Raw genomic sequence first — 17544 nt, forward strand, 5'->3', positions numbered from 1 at the left:
AGCGCACTGACACAGGCATCTTGCACAAAGCGGTAGCGGCCGATTACTTGCGCAGACCCAGCTTTTCGATCAGCGAACGGTAACGGTCGGCGTCCTTGCCCTTCAGGTAGTCGAGCAGCTTACGACGACGGCTGACCATGCGCAGCAAACCGCGGCGGCTGTGGTGATCCTTCGTGTGCGACTTGAAGTGCGAGGTCAGTTCGTTGATGCGCGACGTGAGCAGCGCAACCTGAACTTCGGGCGAGCCCGTATCGTTCGTGCCGCGTGCGAATTGCGCGACGATTTCGGACTTGTTGATATCAGCAATAGACATGTGATTTCCTATGGAACAAACAAGCGGTCACGGAAGAAAGGCCGTGCCGTGGGTTTACGACGAAGCGCGCATTGTAGCACAACCGACGAGCGGGACCGCTACTCCAGGGCCGCCCCGCCTGGAGCCGGCTGCCACTGCCATCAGGGCCGTTTCATCCGGCACTCGCCCGCGCCGCCTTCAGTCTGACTCGGCGACAACGCCAACACCGTGCGGAAGCCGTAGCCGGAACCCTCATTGTCGAACCGCACGCCGGGCGCGCCGACCTTGTCCATCTCGATGACATAAAGGGGTTGGATCAATTGATGGTCGTCGGCACGCATCGTGGCCTGGACGAAGCCGTTTTCGTAATGCATCCCTTCGAGCGCCTTCGCCACCGCTGCGGCGTCGGTGCCGTGCGCGCGCGTGATGGCGTCGGCCAGCATCTCGATCATGACGTCGATGCGCAGCAGCGCGTAGTCGTCACGCGCCGCCGGGAAGCGGGCGCGAAACGCGGCGTAGTAGGCGTCGGAGGCCGAGGCATCGGCATGCGGCAGCCGCTGCGCGGGCACGGCGGCCGTCCCTGCGTTCGGGTGCCAGTCGGCCACGGCCACCACGCGCCCCACGCCGGCCTCGCCGATCGCGGCCGGCGCGTCGAGGCTGTTGCCGTAGAACGTATAGAACCTGCCGGCGAAGCCCTGCTCGCGCGCGGCTTTGACGAGCAGCGCGAGATCGTTGCCCCAGTTGCCGGTCACGACCGCATCGGCGCGGCTCGCACGCAACTTGGCGATGTACGGCGTGAAATCCTTGACGCGGCCGATCGGGTGGAACTCGTCGCCGACGATCGTCACGTCGGGGCGTTTCGCCGCGAGCGCCGCGCGGGCGAGCGTGCTGACGTCATGCCCGAAACTGTAGTCCTGGTTGAGCAGATAGACGCGCTTGACCGACTTGTCGCGCGCAATCACGTCCGCCAGTGCGTTCATGCGCATGCCGGCATGCGCGTCGAAGCGGAAATGCCAGAAGCTGCAAGATGCGCCCGTCAGTGCGGGGTCGTCGGCCGAGTAGTTCAGAAACAACTCGCGATTGTCGGGCTCGCGGGCATTTTGCTTGTCGATCGCGGCGACGAGCGCCGCGGCGACCGCCGAACCGTTGCCCTGCAGCACGAACGGGATATGTCGATCGGCCGCGGCGCGCAGCTGCACGAGGGCCTGCTCGGCACTGCCTTGACTGTCGAGTACGACGAGTTTCAGCGCGTGGGGGCCGTCGGGCAGCTTGACGCCGCCGCGCGCATTGACGCGCTCGATGGCGAAGCGGATGTTTCGCTCGACAGCGGCGCCGGCGTCCGCGAACGGCCCCGACATGCCTTCGATCAGCGCGAGCTGGATTGGCGCGGGCGCCTCGCCCGCCCGGGCCGTGCCCGCCATCGGCACCGCCAGCACCCATATTGCGCCGGCGATCGCCGCCCACTTCGTCCATTTACCCATGATTGCTTGTCCTTGCGGCATTCGTAATGCCGCGGATCATAGGCCGACGGCGCGCCGATTCGCAAGCATGTACCTGCGTCGCGCTTTCAAATCGGGACGACATGTTACGTCATCGCCCCGCGGCCGCGCTTGCGACGGTGACCCCGCCGCACCTTTGAGCCAGCGGCGAATCTTCGCTCTCGCCCTCTGTCCAAAGACGGCGGGCCCGTGGTAAAACGCCGCTCTGGGAGTTATCGGAGGAATTCATGTCCAAACGTCTTTCGGTCGCGTTCGTTTGCGCCGCCGCTTTGGTGCTCGCGGGGTGCGCTCAACCGTGGCAGGGTTTTTCGCGCGGTGAAGATCAATCGGCACTCGTCGCACGTCTGGGTCCGCCGCGGGAGGTTTACGATCTTCCCGACGGCAGCAAACGGCTCATGTGGCCCACGCAACCTATGGGCGAAGAGACGACGGCCGCCGACGTCGATTCTGCGGGAAAGATCATCTCGGTGCGGCAAGTACTGCAGCCAAGCGAGTTCTACAAGGCTCAAATCGGCACGTGGACGAAACAGGACGTGCTTGTCAATTTCGGGCGGCCCGTCGAGACGGCGTATTTTCCGCTGATGAAGCGCGAAGTCTGGACCTACCGTTATCTCGAAGACAACGTGTGGTACCAGCTTTATCACTTCTATTTCGATCCGCAGGGCATCTTGCGGCTCACGCAAAAGACGCCGGACCCGCTGCACGAGCCGGATCGGAATCGGTTCGGTCTCTGACGCCGAACGCTCGCGCGGGAAACACGCGCGCGTCATGAACCGTGAGCGCGGCTGATTCACTGCGTTGTAAAGCAAAAGCAAAAGCAAAAAACCCTCGCCGGCGTTCACCGCGCGAGGGTTTTTGCATCAAGCGGCGGGAAGATCAAACGCCTTGCGGATTAACCTTCTCCACGTTCGCATTGAGCTTGTTCAGCGCCGAAATATAAGCCTTCGCCGAAGCCGCGACGATATCAGGGTCGGTGCCGACGCCATTCACGATACGCCCGCTCTTGGACAGCCGCACCGTCACTTCGCCCTGCGCCTGCGTCCCCGTCGTGATCGCGTTGACCGAGTACAGCAGCAACTCCGATCCGCTGCCCACCTCGCCCTCGATCGCGTTCAGCGTGGCGTCGACAGGCCCGTTGCCGCGCGCCTCGCCCACCGTCTCCTTGCCGTCGACGGAGAACACCACGCGCGCGTGCGGGCGCTCGCCCGTCTCGGAATGCTGAGCGAGCGAGATGAACTTGAAGTGCTCACGTTCCTGCGCCGCGGCCGACTCTTCCGTGACGATCGCGATGATGTCTTCGTCGAAGATCTCGGCCTTGCGATCGGCCAGCTCCTTGAAGCGCGCGAACGCCTGGTTCAACTCGGCCTCGCTCTCGAGCTGGATGCCAAGCTCCTGCAGGCGCTGCTTGAATGCATTGCGGCCCGACAGCTTGCCCAGCACGATCTTGTTGGCGCTCCAGCCCACGTCTTCGGCGCGCATGATTTCGTACGTATCGCGCGCCTTGAGCACGCCGTCCTGGTGAATCCCGGACGCATGCGCGAACGCATTGGCCCCGACGACAGCCTTGTTCGGCTGGACGACGAAGCCCGTCGTCTGCGAAACGAGCTTCGAGGCAGGTACGATCTGCGTCGTGTCGATGCCGACGTCGAGACCGAAGTAGTCTCGACGCGTCTTGACCGCCATCACGATCTCTTCGAGCGCCGTGTTGCCCGCGCGCTCGCCCAGGCCGTTGATCGTGCATTCCACTTGCCGCGCGCCGCCGATCTTCACCCCGGCCAGCGAGTTCGCCACGGCCATGCCCAAATCGTTATGGCAATGCACCGAGAAAATGGCCTTGTCCGAGTTCGGAATCCGCTCGCGCAGCGTCTTGACGAGGTTGCCGTAGAGCTCGGGGACGCCATAGCCCACCGTATCGGCAATATTGATCGTCGTCGCGCCTTCGTCGATCACGGCCTCGAGCACGCGGCACAGGAAATCCATATCGGAACGGCTGCCGTCCTCAGGCGAGAACTCGACATCGTTCGTGAACTTGCGCGCGAAGCGCACCGCAAGGCGCGCCTGTTCGTACACCTGGTCGGGCGTCATGCGCAGCTTCTTCTCCATATGCAGCGGAGACGTCGCAATGAACGTGTGGATGCGGAAGTGATCTGCCGGCGCGAGCGCATCGGCGGCCCGTTGGATGTCCTTGTCGTTCGCGCGCGCGAGCGAGCAGACGGTGCTGTCCTTGATCAACGAAGCAATCGTGTTGATGGCGTCGAAATCGCCGTTCGAACTGGCCGCGAAACCGGCCTCGATCACGTCGACCTTCATCCGTTCGAGCTGTTTCGCGATACGGATCTTCTCTTCTTTCGTCATCGACGCGCCCGGCGATTGCTCGCCGTCACGCAACGTCGTGTCGAAAATAATCAGCTTGTCTGCCATGTCATGTCTCCAGGGGGACGTTTGCTTTGCAAATATCAAATACGAATTGGGGGCGGAATACGGAATTCGGGTGTCACCACCGCTGGCGACGCCGGACAACGAACGAGGCAGACGGGGCGAAAACGATCAGCGCGGTAGGCGCGCTAGCGCTAGCGCGCATAGAGGCGCACCGGCGAAGAGGGGGAGGCGGGGGAAGGTCAAAATCGACATGTCGCCGACTATAGCGGCATTCGGGCGTTCGCGCAATCGGCGACGCGCCGAAGGCCGTGCCGCGCCGGACCGGTGGCGCAATCGCCCTCTCCGGCTCCGGCAGCATGCGCGACATGGCCCTTTCTCAATGCTCGTGCGGGGCGGAACGCGCCGGATTGTCGCGTCCGCGAACGGCCATATAGGCCCAGAACGCGTAGCCCGAGAGCCCATAGAGCACGAACAGGCCGAACAGCATCAGCGGCGGATCGGACGAGACGAGCACGAAAGCGACGACGACGAGCAGGATCGCCGCGAACGGCACGCGATGCCGTACGTCGAGCGCCTTGCCGCTGTAGAACGGCGCGTTCGACACCATCGTCACGCCCGCATAGACGGTCAACGCAAAGGCGACCCACGGCAGCCACACGAGCTTGAGCGGCACGCGGTTATCGGTGGCAAGCCAGACGAAGCCCGCAATGAGCGCCGCCGCGGCCGGGCTCGGCAAGCCCTGGAAGAATCGCTTATCGACTACGCCGATGTTCGTATTGAAGCGCGCGAGCCGCAGCGCCGCGCCGGAACAGTAGACGAACGCGGCAAGCCAGCCCCACCGGCCAAGATCCTTGAGCACCCACTCGTACATGACGAGCGCCGGCGCGACACCAAACGAAACCATGTCGGACAAGCTGTCGAACTGCTCGCCGAACGCGCTCTGCGTGTGCGTCATGCGGGCGACGCGGCCGTCCATGCCGTCGAGCACCATCGCGACGAAAATCGCAATGGCCGCAATCTCGAACCGCACGTTCATTGCCTGCACGACGGCGAAAAAGCCGCAAAACAGCGCGGCCGTGGTGAACGCGTTCGGCAACAGGTAGATGCCGCGCGTGCGCAGGAACTGCTGGCGCGCGGCGCGCCGGCTTTCGGCCGGCGCCGAATCGGCGCCCAGTGTCTTGTTGCGGCGAAACGGGTTGCGCCGGAACGGACGCGGCATCGGCGTGGTGCCGGCACGGGGGCGGCGCGGTTTGAAAGCAGCCATCGAACCCTCCTCGGCGCCGCGTCAGAGTTCGGCGAGAATCGTCGACGAGGCGAAGACCTTTTCGCCGATCGACACCTTCGCCCGGCTGCCGAGCGGCAGATAGACGTCCACGCGCGAGCCGAAGCGGATGAAGCCGTAGCGCTGGCCGCGCGCCAGCGGCTCTCCCGTGCGCACGTAGCAAAGAATACGCCGCGCGATGAGGCCTGCGATCTGCACTGACGTCACCGTATGGCCGCTCGCCGTCTGGATCACGATCGCGTTGCGTTCGTTTTCCAGCGACGCTTTATCGACCGCGGCGTTCAGATAAGCGCCCGGGAAGTATTCGACCTTCGTAATCGCGCCGTCCACGGGCGAGCGTTGCGAATGGACGTTGAAGACATTCATGAACACACTGATCTTGAGCGCCTCGCGATCCGCGTAGGGATCGCGCGTGGTTTCCACTGCGACGATGCGGCCGTCGGCCGGGCACAGCACGGCATTCGCCTCGGTGGGAATGGCGCGCGGCGGATCGCGGAAGAACTGCACGACGAAGATCAGCACCAGCCAGAACGGCCAGGCGAAACCAAACCCCGCGACCGCATGGATCAACAACGCAACGACGGCGGCGATCGCGATAAACGGCCAGCCTTCGCGCGCGATGATCGGATGTGGGTAATTCATGGATTGTTTCGGACTTTTTGTAAAACCACTAGGATAGCAAAAGCCGCCCCGTACGAGACGCACGGGACGGCTTCAGAGAGGAATTCCCGACGGCCGGCCGCGGCGCGCAAGGCGCCTGAGCCGGCCTGATCGGTTCGATTCTCAGTTCTTCGACTGGTCGACGAGCTTGTTCTTCGCGATCCAGGGCATCATGGCGCGCAGCTTGCCGCCCACCTGCTCGATCTGGTGCTCGGCCATCAGGCGACGGCGCGATTGCAGCGTCGGTGCGCCGGCGCGGTTTTCGAGGATGAAGCTCTTCGCATACTCGCCCGTCTGGATGTCCTTGAGGACGTCCTTCATGACCTTCTTCGTCTCTTCCGTCACGACGCGCGGGCCCGTCACATACTCGCCATACTCGGCATTGTTCGAGATCGAGTAGTTCATGTTCGCGATGCCGCCTTCGTAGATCAGGTCCACGATGAGCTTGAGTTCGTGCAGGCACTCGAAGTAGGCCATTTCCGGTGCATAACCCGCTTCGACGAGCGTCTCGAAACCGGCCTTGATCAGTTCGACGGTACCGCCGCAGAGCACGGCTTGTTCGCCGAACAAGTCCGTTTCGGTCTCTTCACGGAAGTTCGTTTCGATGATGCCGGCGCGGCCGCCGCCGTTGGCCGCCGCGTACGACAGCGCGACATCGCGCGCTGCGCCCGACTTGTCTTGCGCCACGGCGATCAGGTGCGGCACGCCGCCGCCTTGCGAGTACGTGCCGCGCACCGTGTGGCCCGGGGCCTTCGGCGCGATCATGATGACGTCGAGGTCGGCACGCGGAATAACCTGGCCGTAGTGGACGTTGAAGCCGTGCGCGAAGGCGAGCGCGGCACCTTCCTTGATGTTGGCATGCACTTCGTTCTTGTACACGTCGGCGATCTGCTCGTCGGGCAGCAGCATCATCACGACGTCGGCGCCCTTCACTGCCTCGGCCACTTCCTTGACCGTCAAGCCAGCGCCTTCGGCCTTCTTCCACGATGCGCCGCCCTTGCGCAGACCCACCGTGACGCGCACGCCGCTGTCCTTCAGGTTCAGAGCGTGAGCATGGCCTTGCGAGCCATAGCCGATGATCGTGACATCCTTGCCTTTGATGAGGGACAGGTCGGCGTCTTTATCGTAGAAAACTTTCATGTCGGTTCCTTCGCGTTGAATCGTGTTCGTCAAAATTCGTTAGAGGCGCGCGCGTCATGGGCGCGCGCCGATCGGTTGCTGCGTTGTGCCTGCGTCAAACCTTCAAAATGCGCTCCCCGCGCCCGATACCCGAGCTGCCCGTGCGGACCGTCTCGAGAATCACGGCGGCGTCGAGCGCTTCGATGAAGGCGTCGAGTTTGTCGCTCGCCCCCGTCAGCTCGATCGTGTAGGTCTTTTCGGTTACGTCGATGATACGGCCGCGGAAGATGTCCGCCATCCGTTTCATTTCTTCGCGTTCCTTGCCGACCGCACGGACCTTGATCAGCATCAGCTCGCGCTCGATGTGGGCGCCTTCGGTCAAGTCGACCACCTTCACCACCTCGATCAGGCGGTTCAAGTGCTTCGTGATCTGTTCGATCACGTCGTCCGAGCCAATGGAGACAATGGTCAGGCGCGACAGCGAATGGTCTTCCGTCGGCGCGACCGTCAAGGTTTCGATGTTGTAGCCGCGAGCCGAAAAAAGACCGACCACGCGCGAGAGCGCACCCGGTTCGTTCTCCAGCAAGACGGAGATGATATGTCTCATGTTGCTTTCCCGTTTATCCAGATGTCGATTGCCTGCGGCGCCGGCCCGCTTTCCCTCGCTCGCGATGCACGCGCTTCGTGAGCGCGCGTGCGACGCGAGGGCGGTTCGAGCGACGCCCCGTTAGTCTTGGTCAGAGGTCTTCGGCGCCCAGCAGCATCTCGGTGATGCCCTTGCCGGCCTGGACCATCGGCCAGACGTTTTCGGTCGGGTCGGTCTGGAAATCGAGAAACACGGTGCGATCCTTCAAGCGCAACGCCTCCTTCAGCGCCGGCTCGACTTCGGAAGTCTTTTCAACCCGGATCCCGACATGACCGTACGCCTCGGCGAGCTTCACGAAATCGGGCAGCGCGTCCATGTACGAATGCGAGTAGCGCTTGCTGTATTCGATCTGCTGCCACTGGCGCACCATGCCCAGATAGCGGTTGTTCAGCGAAATGATCTTGATGGGCGTGTCGTACTGCTTGCAGGTCGACAGCTCCTGAATGCACATCTGGATCGAGCCTTCGCCCGTGATGCAGACGACTTCCGAATCGGGGTGCGCCATCTTCACGCCCATCGCGGCCGGCAGGCCGAAGCCCATCGTGCCGAGGCCGCCCGAATTGATCCAGCGGCGCGGCTTGTCGAAACGGTAGAACTGCGCGGCCCACATCTGATGCTGGCCGACGTCGGAGCACACATACGCGTTGCCGTCGGTCAGCTCCCAGAGCTTCTCGACAACGTATTGCGGCTTGATGATCTCGCTCTTGCGGTCGTACTTGAGGCAGTCCTTCGCGCGCCAGCCTTCGATGTCCTTCCACCATTCGCGCAGCGCTTCGGTATCGGGGCCGTGCTCGGCGTGTTGAAGTTGCTCGATCAGTTCCTTGAGCACTTCTTTCACGTCGCCGACGATCGGAATGTCGACCTTCACGCGCTTGCTGATCGACGAAGGATCGATGTCGATATGGATGATCTTGCGCGGACGCGACGAGAAATGCTGCGGATCGCCGATCACGCGATCGTCGAAGCGCGCGCCGATGGCGATCAGGACGTCGCAATTCTGCATCGCCATGTTCGCTTCGTACGTGCCGTGCATGCCGAGCATGCCGAGGAATTTCTTGTCGCTGGCGCGGTAACCGCCCAGCCCCATCAGCGTATTCGTGACGGGATAGCCGAGCAGGTCGGCAAATTGGTTCAGCTCGCGCGAGGCGTCCGCCAGGATGATGCCGCCGCCCGTGTAGATATAGGGGCGCTTGGCCGAGAGCAGCAGCGAAACGGCTTTGCGGATCTGGCCCGAATGGCCTTTCGTCACCGGGTTGTACGAACGCAGCGAAACCGTCTTGACCGGTTCGTACTGGCACGGCGTCTTCGAAATGTCCTTCGGAATGTCGATCAACACCGGGCCCGGACGCCCGGTGCGCGCGATGAAGAAGGCTTTCTTGACAGTGGCGGCCAGGTCGCGCACATCCTTCACGAGGAAGTTGTGCTTCACGCACGGACGCGTGATGCCGACGGTGTCGCATTCCTGGAAGGCGTCCTGACCGATCGCGGCGGTCGGCACCTGTCCGCTGATGATCACCATCGGAATCGAATCCATGTACGCCGTGGCGATGCCGGTGACGGCGTTGGTCACTCCGGGGCCGGACGTCACGAGGCAAACGCCGACCTTGCCTGTCGAGCGCGAGTAAGCGTCGGCAGCATGCACGGCAGCCTGTTCGTGGCGCACGAGCACGTGCTGGACTTTGTCCTGCTTATAGAGTTCGTCGTAGATATACAGTACCGCGCCGCCGGGATAGCCCCACAGCACCTCGACGCCTTCGTCCGCCAGCGCGCGCATGAGCACGGTCGCGCCAATCGAATCGGCTTCGTGGGAAGGAGTGGTATCCGACGTGGAGAATTCCGCGCTGGGCATGTTCATCGTTCACCTTTCGAATTTTCGGCAAAAAATTGATCGGGTGCTCTCTGCCGGGCTTGTGGCTCGGGTTCAAGCGGCGCGTCCACTTTGACAGGCGAGCTTCATGGGCCCACCCAAAAAGAGACAAGTCACTTATGTTGCGAACCGGAAACCTTATCGGTTGTACGGACTCAGGTCAAGTGAAAATTCGTCAGACGGTCGCCCCCGTTGGCCCGAAACCCGTCGTTTTCCGCTCGAAAACAACGCGCCGCGCGCCAATCGACGCCCCAAACGTCCCAACTATCTCGAAAGTTTGCTAGCATCCGCGGGTTTTACGATATTTTTTCAATCGATTACGGCTCAGGTGGATACTCACTCCGCCCCCTCGGATGGCATCAGACAAGGAACTCGCCGATTTTCTGGCGGGCGCCGAAAGGCGCGCGTTCAAGCACACCGTCTACGCCGTGCGCGACGACGATGCCGCCCTCGACATCGTCCAGGACGCAATGATCAAGCTCGCCGAAAAATACGGCGACCGCCCCCCTGCCGAGCTTCCGCTACTATTTCAGCGTATCTTGCAGAATGTGACGCACGATTATTTTCGCCGGCAGAAAGTGCGCAATACGTGGGTCAGCCTGTTTTCGTCGTTCGGCGGCGGCGATGACGAGGACTTCGACCCGCTCGAGACGATCGAAGCCGATGAGGGCTCGCGCGCCGGCCAAAGCAGCGAGCAGCAACTCGAGCGCGAGCAGGTGCTGGCGCTGATCGACGGAGAAATCCAAAAATTGCCGGCGCGTCAACGGGAGGCGTTTCTCATGCGTTATTGGGAAGATATGGATGTCGCCGAGACCGCCGCCGCGATGGGCTGCTCCGAGGGCAGCGTAAAAACGCACTGCTCGCGAGCAACGCACACGCTCGCAGCCGCGCTCAAGGCCAAAGGAATTACGCTATGAGCTCCGCTCCCGATAAAGAAATCGAGTTCGCGAGCAGCATCCGGCGTGCGCTCGATGAAAGCACGGCCGGATTGCCCGCTGCGACGCTCGACCGGCTCGCCGTCGCGCGCCGCCTCGCGCTCGCACGCAAGAAGCCTGAACCCGCCACTGCGCCGGCCTTTGCGCCGGTGCTTGCGCACGCCGGTGCGGCGCCCGACGCGCCGCTTCGCGGCGGCGGCGAGCGCCGGCTGTCGCCGCTCGGCCGTCTGCTGCGCGTATGGCCCGTCGTCGCCCTTGTCGGCGGCGTCGCACTGATCGCCTATTGGGAAAACGCACAACGCGCCGCCGAGCTTGCCGATATCGACGCCGCCATGCTCAACGACGACTTGCCGCTCAATGCGTATCTTGATCATGGCTTCAACGCCTACTTGTCGCGTGCGCGCTGAGGCAGGCAGGAGATCGATCGGGTGACCTACAAGCGCGGCCTGGCCGTCCTGTTCGGATGCACGATCGCGGTAGCGGTCGCGTTCGCGGCCACATACCCTCGATTCTTCGGACGCTCAAGTGCAGCGCAGCCCGCGGGCGCGCCGGGCGCCGCGTCGTCGTCGACGCAGGCGCCGCTTTCCGTCGTCGAATTTCCACCGCTCGCCGTCGACAACAATCCGCTGTCGTGGGCGCACCTGAGCGCCGCCCAGCATGAGGCGCTCGCGCCGTTCGCCGCCGAATGGGATACCTTCGGCGAAGAACGGAAGCGCAAATGGATCAAGATCGCGGCGCGTTTCGCGAAGATGTCGCCTGAAGCGCAAAAGCGGTTGCACGAGCGCATGGCCCAGTGGGTGGGCATGACGCCCGACCAACGGCGCGTCGCGCGCGAAAACTACCAGGTCTCGAAAGCGCTGCCGCCGCAAGCGCGGCAGAAGGCGTGGCAGGCATACCAGCAGCTGTCGCCCGAGCAGAAAGCCAAACTCGCCGCCCTCGAACGCAAGCGCCGGCCGACCGTCGTCAGCGCACCGCCCTCGGGCCAACGCAGCGAGGTCCGGGGCCTGAATCGGCTCGTGAACCGGTCACATGGCGCCAGCGCCGCGGCCGCTGCGTCGGCGCCCGGCGGCGCTAGCGCGGTTGCCGTCGCGCCCGGGTCCACCTCTGACGCCGCGGCGGCATCGGCGCCCGTCAACACGACCGTGCCGGTGCCCGCGACGCCCATGTCGCCCTCGGACGCGCCGTCCGTCTTCCGCGGCGCTTGAGCGGCGCGCGAGCCACCGGGGAACGACCGCCATGTCCGCCCAAGCACCGCAGACCGAGCCCGCCACCGGCAGCGCCACGGTGACCCCCGAACCCGCACCGGCCACCTGCAGCCCGACGATTCGTCGCCGCCTCGCCGCGCTCGTCTACGAAAGCGTCCTGTTGTTCGGCATCGTCTTCTTGGCGGGCTATCTGTTCGGCACGCTGACCCAGCAGCGTAACGGGCTCACCCATCACAATCTGCTTGCCGCGTGGATCGCCCTCGTCGTCGGCGTCTACTTCGTTTGGTGCTGGACGCGCGGTGGCCAAACGCTGCCGATGAAAACGTGGCGGCTCAGACTCGTCGCCACCGGCAGCGATCGCCCTCCCACGCCAGCCCGCGCGCTTGCCCGCTATCTTGCCGCCTGGCTCTGGTTCTTGCCGCCGCTCGCGTTGCACCCGCTGCTTCACCTGTCGGTCCCCGTGACCCTCGCGCTCGCCGCCGTCTGGTTCGTACTGTGGGCCGCGGCCGCGCGGTTGGACGGCGCCCGCCAGTTCCCGCACGACCGCCTCGCCGGCACGCGCATCGTCCTCGTGCGCGGCTGACCGCGCCCGATCTCCGATTGCGAGCGGCCGTGATCCTGTGCCGCCCACACGCCAAGCCGTAATAAGAAGTTCTCGTGACTGTCATGTTGCAGTCACAGCCGCGTGGCGCAATGAGCGCCATGATCAACTCGACGCGAGAAGCCATGGACCGCAAGACGTCCGCGACTTCCCTCCTCCGGCAACTCGGCGCTAGCGTCGATTCCGTCTCCTTTCAACCCGTCCTGCCGAGCGGCGGCCCCGCGCTTCCCGCCGACGCGCCGAACTTCGAAGCGGCGGGACACCAGCACGACGATGGCGTGGGCGAGCCGCTGCGCTACCGCACGATCTGGCTGTCGGACATCCATCTCGGGTCGAGCGGCTGCCAGGCGCCCTATCTGCTCGATTTCCTGCGACACAACGAGTCGGAGTACCTGTACCTCGTCGGCGACATCATCGACGGCTGGCAACTGAAAAAGGGTTGGTACTGGCCGCAGGCGCACAACGACGTCGTGCAAAAGATCCTGCGCAAAGCGCGCAAGGGCACGCAGGTCATCTACATCCCCGGCAACCACGACGAAGGCGCGCGCCAGTTCTGCGATCTCGCATTCGGCGACATCCACGTGCGCGGCGAGGCCTTCCACACGACGCTGGCGGGCAAGCGCCTGTGGATCGTTCACGGCGATCTGTTCGACGGCGTCATCCAACACGCGAAGTGGCTCGCTTATCTCGGCGATACGGCCTACACGGCGATCCTGGTTCTGAATCGCTGGTTCAATCGGCTGCGCAGCCGGTTCGGGCTGCACTACTGGTCGCTTTCGCAATACCTCAAACATCAGGTCAAGAACGCCGTCAGCTTCATCTCCTCGTTCGAGCATGTGATGGTCGAAGAAGCGCGCCGGCGCGGCTGTGACGGCGTTGTCTGCGGCCACATCCACAAGGCCGAAATTCGCGACGTCGACGGCCTGCTCTACTGCAACGACGGCGATTGGGTAGAAAGCCTATCGGCGCTCGTCGAAACGCTCGACGGCGAACTCAAGGTGGTCTACTGGACCGTCATGCGCTCGCCAGACGTTCAAACGCGCAAAGCCAAAGCAACGGCTTAGCGCTCCATTCGCTCTTCGACACGGACCCGACCGCATGAAAATCATGATCGTCACCGATGCCTGGGAACCTCAGGTCAACGGCGTCGTGCGCACCCTCAAGAACACGACGCGCGAACTGACCGCACTCGGGCATCGCGTCGAGCTGATGACGCCGCTCGAATTCCGCACGATTCCGTGTCCGACCTATCCCGAGATCCGTCTCTCGCTGATGCCGCGCCGGCGCGTGCATGCCCGCATCGACGGGTTCGCGCCCGACGCCTTGCATATCGCCACCGAAGGCCCGCTCGGCATGGCTGCGCGTGCCTACGCGATCCGCCATGGCCTGCCTTTCACGACGGCCTACCACACGCGCTTTCCCGAATACGTGCAGGCGCGCTTCGGCATTCCGACGTCGGCCACCTATCGCTTCCTGCGCTGGTTCCATGGCCCCTCTCTGGCCGTCATGGCGCCCACGCCCGTCGTCAAGCACGACCTCGAACAGCATGGCTTCGGCAATGTCGTGCTATGGACCCGCGGCGTCGACCTCGACATCTTTCATCCGATGGATTCGAAGGTGCTCAACACGGCGCGACCGATCTTCCTCTACGTCGGCCGCGTCGCCATCGAGAAGAACGTCGAGGCGTTCCTGAAGCTCGATCTGCCGGGCTCGAAGTGGGTGGCCGGCGAAGGTCCCGCGCTGGCCGAATTGAAGTCGCGCTACCCCGAGGCGAACTACCTCGGCGTGCTGAGCCAGTCCGAGCTCGCGAAAGTCTATGCGGCCGCCGACGTCTTCGTGTTCCCGAGCCGGACCGATACGTTCGGCCTCGTATTGCTCGAAGCGCTGGCCTGCGGCACGCCCGTCGCGGCTTATCCCGTCACCGGCCCGATCGACGTGCTCGGCGACGGCGATGCCGGCGCGATGAACGAGGACTTGCGCGAAGCCTGCCTCGACGCGCTCAAGATCGACCGCGCCCGCGCCCGCGCATGGGCCGAGCGATTTTCGTGGCAAGCGGCGTCGGAGCAATTCGCAGCCCATCTGAAACCGCTGACGCGCGCCGGCGCGAACGAGGAAAGCGCGGCCGCATGAAACGCGACGAGCCGCTCGCACACGACGAGCATCCGCCATTCGATCCGCATGAGGGCGTCTCGCACGAGCCGCTCTCGACCGACGACCCGCTCACGCCGCTGCCGTTCAACCCGTACAAGGGCAATCGCGGCTTCACGCGCGCCTGGCATGCGCTGAAAAATTCGATCGCCGGCTTTCGTGTCGCGATCAAGGAAGAAAGCGCATTTCGGCAGGAATTGACGCTCGCAGCCGTGCTCGTGCCGTGCGGCGCGCTCGTTTCTGTCGATGCGGTCTCGCACGTGTTGCTGATCGGCTCGGTGCTGCTCGTGCTGATCGTCGAGTTGCTCAATTCGAGTGTCGAAGCGGCCATCGATCGCATTTCGCTCGAACGCCACGAATTGTCGCGCCGCGCCAAGGACCTCGGCAGCGCCGCCGTGACCGTCGCGCTGTCGGCGTGTGTGCTGACGTGGGCGCTCATCGTCGGTCCGCTCGCCGTTCGCTGGATCGGCCTTTAGCGGTGGAACCGCGAAGCCTGGCGGGGCGTCTCGATATGGGCGCACGTCGAAAATTCCTACGACGAAGCGGCGCTCGAGCCCGCCGGCCATGGCGCTCCGGGAAAAACCTGTTTCATTCTTCGGGGAACAGAACGACCGGTTTATAATCGCCCGACGCAGTGCAATAGATACCAACCGAGCCGGGCGCAGCAACGCAGTGTCGCGCGAGCGCCGCGCGTGCCTGGCAGCACAGGGCCGGACGACATGGAAGCCAAAACTCCCCGCCGCACCCGCGAACGGATCCTCGAATTGTCGTTGAAGCTTTTCAACGAAATCGGCGAACCGAACGTGACTACCACGACGATTGCGGAGGAAATGGAGATCAGCCCAGGCAATCTCTATTACCACTTCCGCAACAAAGACGACATCATCAACAGCATCTTCGCCCAGTTCGAGCAGGCGATAGAGAAGCGGCTGCGGTTTCCCGAGGATCATCGTCCGACGATCGACGAGACATGGTCGTACCTGCAGTACATGGCCGATTTCATGTGGACCTATCGGTTCCTCTATCGTGACCTCAACGATCTGCTCGCGCGTAACCGCACGCTTGAGACGCACTTCAAGCAGATCATCAGCCATAAGGTGCGCTTCGCCAAAGAGATGTGCGAGCTGCTCGTCGCCGACGAGGAAATGGTCGCCACCCCGGACGAAATCCAGGTCATCGCGACGAACATGGGCGTGATCGCCACATACTGGCTCTCGTATCAGTTCGTCATGCATCCGCGCAAATACAACGATCAGGAAGCGATTCGCGCAGAGCTGCACCAGGTCAGCGTGCACGTGATTTCAATCATGGCGCCGTACCTGCGCGGCCGCTCGCGCCAGCTATTCGACGATCTCGTTTCAGGCAGACTGCCGAAACGCCAATTCCACGACTACCTGCCCCCGCGCGATACGGCCGGTCGCGCGAACGGCAGCAAGGACAGCGAATGAAATCCGTCTGCGTTTACTGCGGCTCGTCGATCGGAGCCCAACCCTTCTATGCGCAAGCCGCACAAGCATTCGGCCGCGCACTGGTCGAGTCCGGCTGCTCGCTGGTGTATGGCGGCGGGCGAGTCGGGCTCATGGGCGTCATCGCCGATGAAGTGCTGGCGGCCGGTGGGCGCGTCGTCGGCGTGATTCCCGAATTGCTCGTCGACAAGGAAGTCGGGCACCGCGGCTTGACCGAACTGCACGTCGTGCCCGACATGCATCAGCGCAAGCGCATGATGGCCGACTTGTCCGACGCGTTCGTCGCCTTGCCCGGCGGCGCCGGAACGCTCGAAGAACTGTTCGAAGTCTATACGTGGGCGCAGCTCGGCTATCACCAGAAGGCAATCGGGCTCTACGATATCGGCGGCTATTACAGCCCGCTCGTCACGATGCTCGAACATACGGTGCGCGAAGGCTTCATGCAGCAGGCCTATCTCGACATCCTGCAAATCGACTCCGACGCGTACTCGTTGATCGAGAAGCTGCGCCGCTACCATCCGCCCGGCCACGACAAATGGGCCACTCGACGCGAAGTCGTCTGAACGCTATCGTCTTTAAGCTGTTGCGGGCGGCGCGCACGCCGCCCGGTTCTCGATCGTAACGGGTGTCAGCGCGCTGCTATCGTTGCTTCGCTCGTCCTGCCCTCCTTCACGCCGGAGCCCCTCTCGATGGATGCAACCCACCGCGTCGTTCTCATCACCGGCGCGAGCCGCGGCATCGGCCGCGCGACGGCCGTCATGCTCGGCGAACGGGGCGCAGCGGTCGGCGTGAACTACGTGCGCGATCTCGCCGCGGCCGAGCAAACCGCCGCCGAGGTCGAACGCGCGGGCGGGCGCGCCGTGCTGCTTCAGGGCGACGTGGCCGACGAGCAAGCCGTCCTCGCCATGTTCGACGGGCTTGAAGCAGCCTTCGGCCGCATCGACGCGCTCGTCAACAACGCCGGCATCGTCGCGCCGTCGCTGCCCCTGGCGCAGATGGACGCCACGCGGCTCAAGCGCATGTTCGACGTCAACGTCTTCGGCGCTTATCTCTGCGCGCGCGAAGCCGCGCGGCGCATGTCGCTCGACCGCGGCGGCAACGGAGGTGCGATCGTCAACGTGTCGTCAGCGGCTTCGCGCCTCGGCTCGCCGAACGAGTATGTCGATTACGCCGGCTCGAAGGCCGCCGTCGATACGATGACGATCGGTCTCGCCAAAGAACTCGGGCCGCGCGGCATTCGCGTCAATGCCGTCCGCCCCGGCCTGATCGAAACGGATATTCATGCCAGCGGCGGGCAGCCGCAGCGGGCCGCGGTGCTTGGTGCGCAAACCCCTTTGGGACGGCCCGGAACAGCCGAAGAAGTCGCGCAGGCCATCGTCTGGCTGCTCGGCAGCGCTGCCTCTTACGTGCAGGGCGCATTGCTCGATGTGAGCGGCGGCCGTTGA

19 protein-coding genes are annotated in these 17544 nt (G+C 63.8%); 11 read left to right on the forward strand and 8 right to left on the reverse strand.

Going from position 1 to position 17544, the window contains the following annotated elements:
* Positions 1-43: 43 nt before the first annotated feature.
* Both rpsO and C0Z19_RS20755 read right to left on the reverse strand, forming a co-directional pair.
* Complete coding sequence (rpsO, locus tag C0Z19_RS20750; RefSeq protein ID WP_102611720.1) at positions 44-313, reverse strand: 30S ribosomal protein S15; 270 nt, start codon at positions 311-313, stop codon at positions 44-46.
* Between the two features lie 140 nt (positions 314-453).
* The gene (locus C0Z19_RS20755; RefSeq protein ID WP_175084025.1) at positions 454-1776 is read right to left on the reverse strand and encodes a branched-chain amino acid ABC transporter substrate-binding protein; all 1323 of its coding nucleotides are present in this window, start codon (positions 1774-1776) and stop codon (positions 454-456) included.
* A gap of 242 nt (positions 1777-2018) precedes the next feature.
* On the opposite strand from C0Z19_RS20755, the gene C0Z19_RS20760 reads away from it, so the two are divergent.
* Positions 2019-2525 (forward strand): hypothetical protein, encoded by a 507-nt coding sequence (locus tag C0Z19_RS20760; RefSeq protein WP_102611721.1) that lies wholly within the window; start codon positions 2019-2021, stop codon positions 2523-2525.
* Between the two features lie 142 nt (positions 2526-2667).
* Here C0Z19_RS20760 and C0Z19_RS20765 read toward each other — a convergent pair whose 3' ends face one another.
* The 6 genes from C0Z19_RS20765 to C0Z19_RS20790 all read right to left on the reverse strand — a co-directional run bounded on the left by C0Z19_RS20765 (position 2668) and on the right by C0Z19_RS20790 (position 9732).
* On the reverse strand, positions 2668-4212 hold the full coding sequence (locus tag C0Z19_RS20765; RefSeq protein ID WP_102611722.1) for a 2-isopropylmalate synthase: 1545 nt from the start codon (positions 4210-4212) through the stop codon (positions 2668-2670).
* 334 nt (positions 4213-4546) lie between these two features.
* Positions 4547-5434, reverse strand: coding sequence for a CDP-diacylglycerol--serine O-phosphatidyltransferase (pssA, locus tag C0Z19_RS20770; RefSeq protein WP_102611723.1), 888 nt, complete (start codon positions 5432-5434; stop codon positions 4547-4549).
* Between the two features lie 21 nt (positions 5435-5455).
* Positions 5456-6094 (reverse strand): phosphatidylserine decarboxylase, encoded by a 639-nt coding sequence (locus tag C0Z19_RS20775; RefSeq protein ID WP_102611724.1) that lies wholly within the window; start codon positions 6092-6094, stop codon positions 5456-5458.
* A 141-nt stretch (positions 6095-6235) separates the two neighbouring features.
* Positions 6236-7252 carry a ketol-acid reductoisomerase gene (gene ilvC, locus C0Z19_RS20780; RefSeq protein ID WP_102611775.1) on the reverse strand — a complete coding sequence of 339 codons (1017 nt, stop codon included), beginning with the start codon at positions 7250-7252 and terminating at the stop codon, positions 6236-6238.
* A 94-nt stretch (positions 7253-7346) separates the two neighbouring features.
* Complete coding sequence (ilvN, locus tag C0Z19_RS20785) at positions 7347-7838, reverse strand: acetolactate synthase small subunit (protein WP_102611725.1); 492 nt, start codon at positions 7836-7838, stop codon at positions 7347-7349.
* 130 nt (positions 7839-7968) lie between these two features.
* A complete protein-coding gene (locus C0Z19_RS20790) occupies positions 7969-9732 on the reverse strand; it encodes an acetolactate synthase 3 catalytic subunit (protein ID WP_102611726.1) in 1764 nt (587 codons plus the stop codon).
* Positions 9733-10097: 365 nt separating this feature from the next.
* Between C0Z19_RS20790 and C0Z19_RS20795 the strand changes: the two genes are divergently transcribed.
* The 10 genes from C0Z19_RS20795 to C0Z19_RS20840 all read left to right on the forward strand — a co-directional run bounded on the left by C0Z19_RS20795 (position 10098) and on the right by C0Z19_RS20840 (position 17544).
* Positions 10098-10661: an RNA polymerase sigma factor gene (locus C0Z19_RS20795; protein ID WP_102611727.1), complete on the forward strand. Its 564-nt coding sequence runs from the start codon at positions 10098-10100 to the stop codon at positions 10659-10661.
* Positions 10658-11086 (forward strand): DUF3619 family protein, encoded by a 429-nt coding sequence (locus C0Z19_RS20800; RefSeq protein WP_102611728.1) that lies wholly within the window; start codon positions 10658-10660, stop codon positions 11084-11086. The genes C0Z19_RS20795 and C0Z19_RS20800 overlap by 4 nt, the downstream gene beginning before the upstream one ends.
* A 21-nt stretch (positions 11087-11107) precedes the next feature.
* Positions 11108-11884, forward strand: a complete 777-nt coding sequence (locus tag C0Z19_RS20805) for a DUF3106 domain-containing protein (protein WP_102611729.1) — start codon at positions 11108-11110, stop codon at positions 11882-11884.
* A 31-nt stretch (positions 11885-11915) separates the two neighbouring features.
* Positions 11916-12467, forward strand: coding sequence for an RDD family protein (locus tag C0Z19_RS20810; RefSeq protein ID WP_102611730.1), 552 nt, complete (start codon positions 11916-11918; stop codon positions 12465-12467).
* Between the two features lie 143 nt (positions 12468-12610).
* Entirely contained in the window at positions 12611-13549 is a 939-nt protein-coding gene (locus C0Z19_RS20815) for a UDP-2,3-diacylglucosamine diphosphatase (protein WP_102611731.1), read from the forward strand.
* Between the two features lie 34 nt (positions 13550-13583).
* On the forward strand, positions 13584-14615 hold the full coding sequence (locus tag C0Z19_RS20820) for a glycosyltransferase family 4 protein (RefSeq protein WP_102611732.1): 1032 nt from the start codon (positions 13584-13586) through the stop codon (positions 14613-14615).
* Positions 14612-15109 (forward strand): diacylglycerol kinase, encoded by a 498-nt coding sequence (locus tag C0Z19_RS20825; protein ID WP_102611733.1) that lies wholly within the window; start codon positions 14612-14614, stop codon positions 15107-15109. Before C0Z19_RS20820 ends, C0Z19_RS20825 begins: the two co-directional genes overlap by 4 nt.
* A 243-nt stretch (positions 15110-15352) precedes the next feature.
* Complete coding sequence (locus tag C0Z19_RS20830; protein WP_102611734.1) at positions 15353-16081, forward strand: TetR/AcrR family transcriptional regulator; 729 nt, start codon at positions 15353-15355, stop codon at positions 16079-16081.
* A complete protein-coding gene (locus C0Z19_RS20835; protein WP_102611735.1) occupies positions 16078-16662 on the forward strand; it encodes an LOG family protein in 585 nt (194 codons plus the stop codon). The genes C0Z19_RS20830 and C0Z19_RS20835 overlap by 4 nt, the downstream gene beginning before the upstream one ends.
* 126 nt (positions 16663-16788) lie before the next feature.
* Positions 16789-17544: an SDR family oxidoreductase gene (locus C0Z19_RS20840; protein WP_102611736.1), complete on the forward strand. Its 756-nt coding sequence runs from the start codon at positions 16789-16791 to the stop codon at positions 17542-17544.

It is taken from the genome of Trinickia soli (assembly GCF_002879855.1).
Taxonomy (GTDB): domain Bacteria; phylum Pseudomonadota; class Gammaproteobacteria; order Burkholderiales; family Burkholderiaceae; genus Trinickia; species Trinickia soli.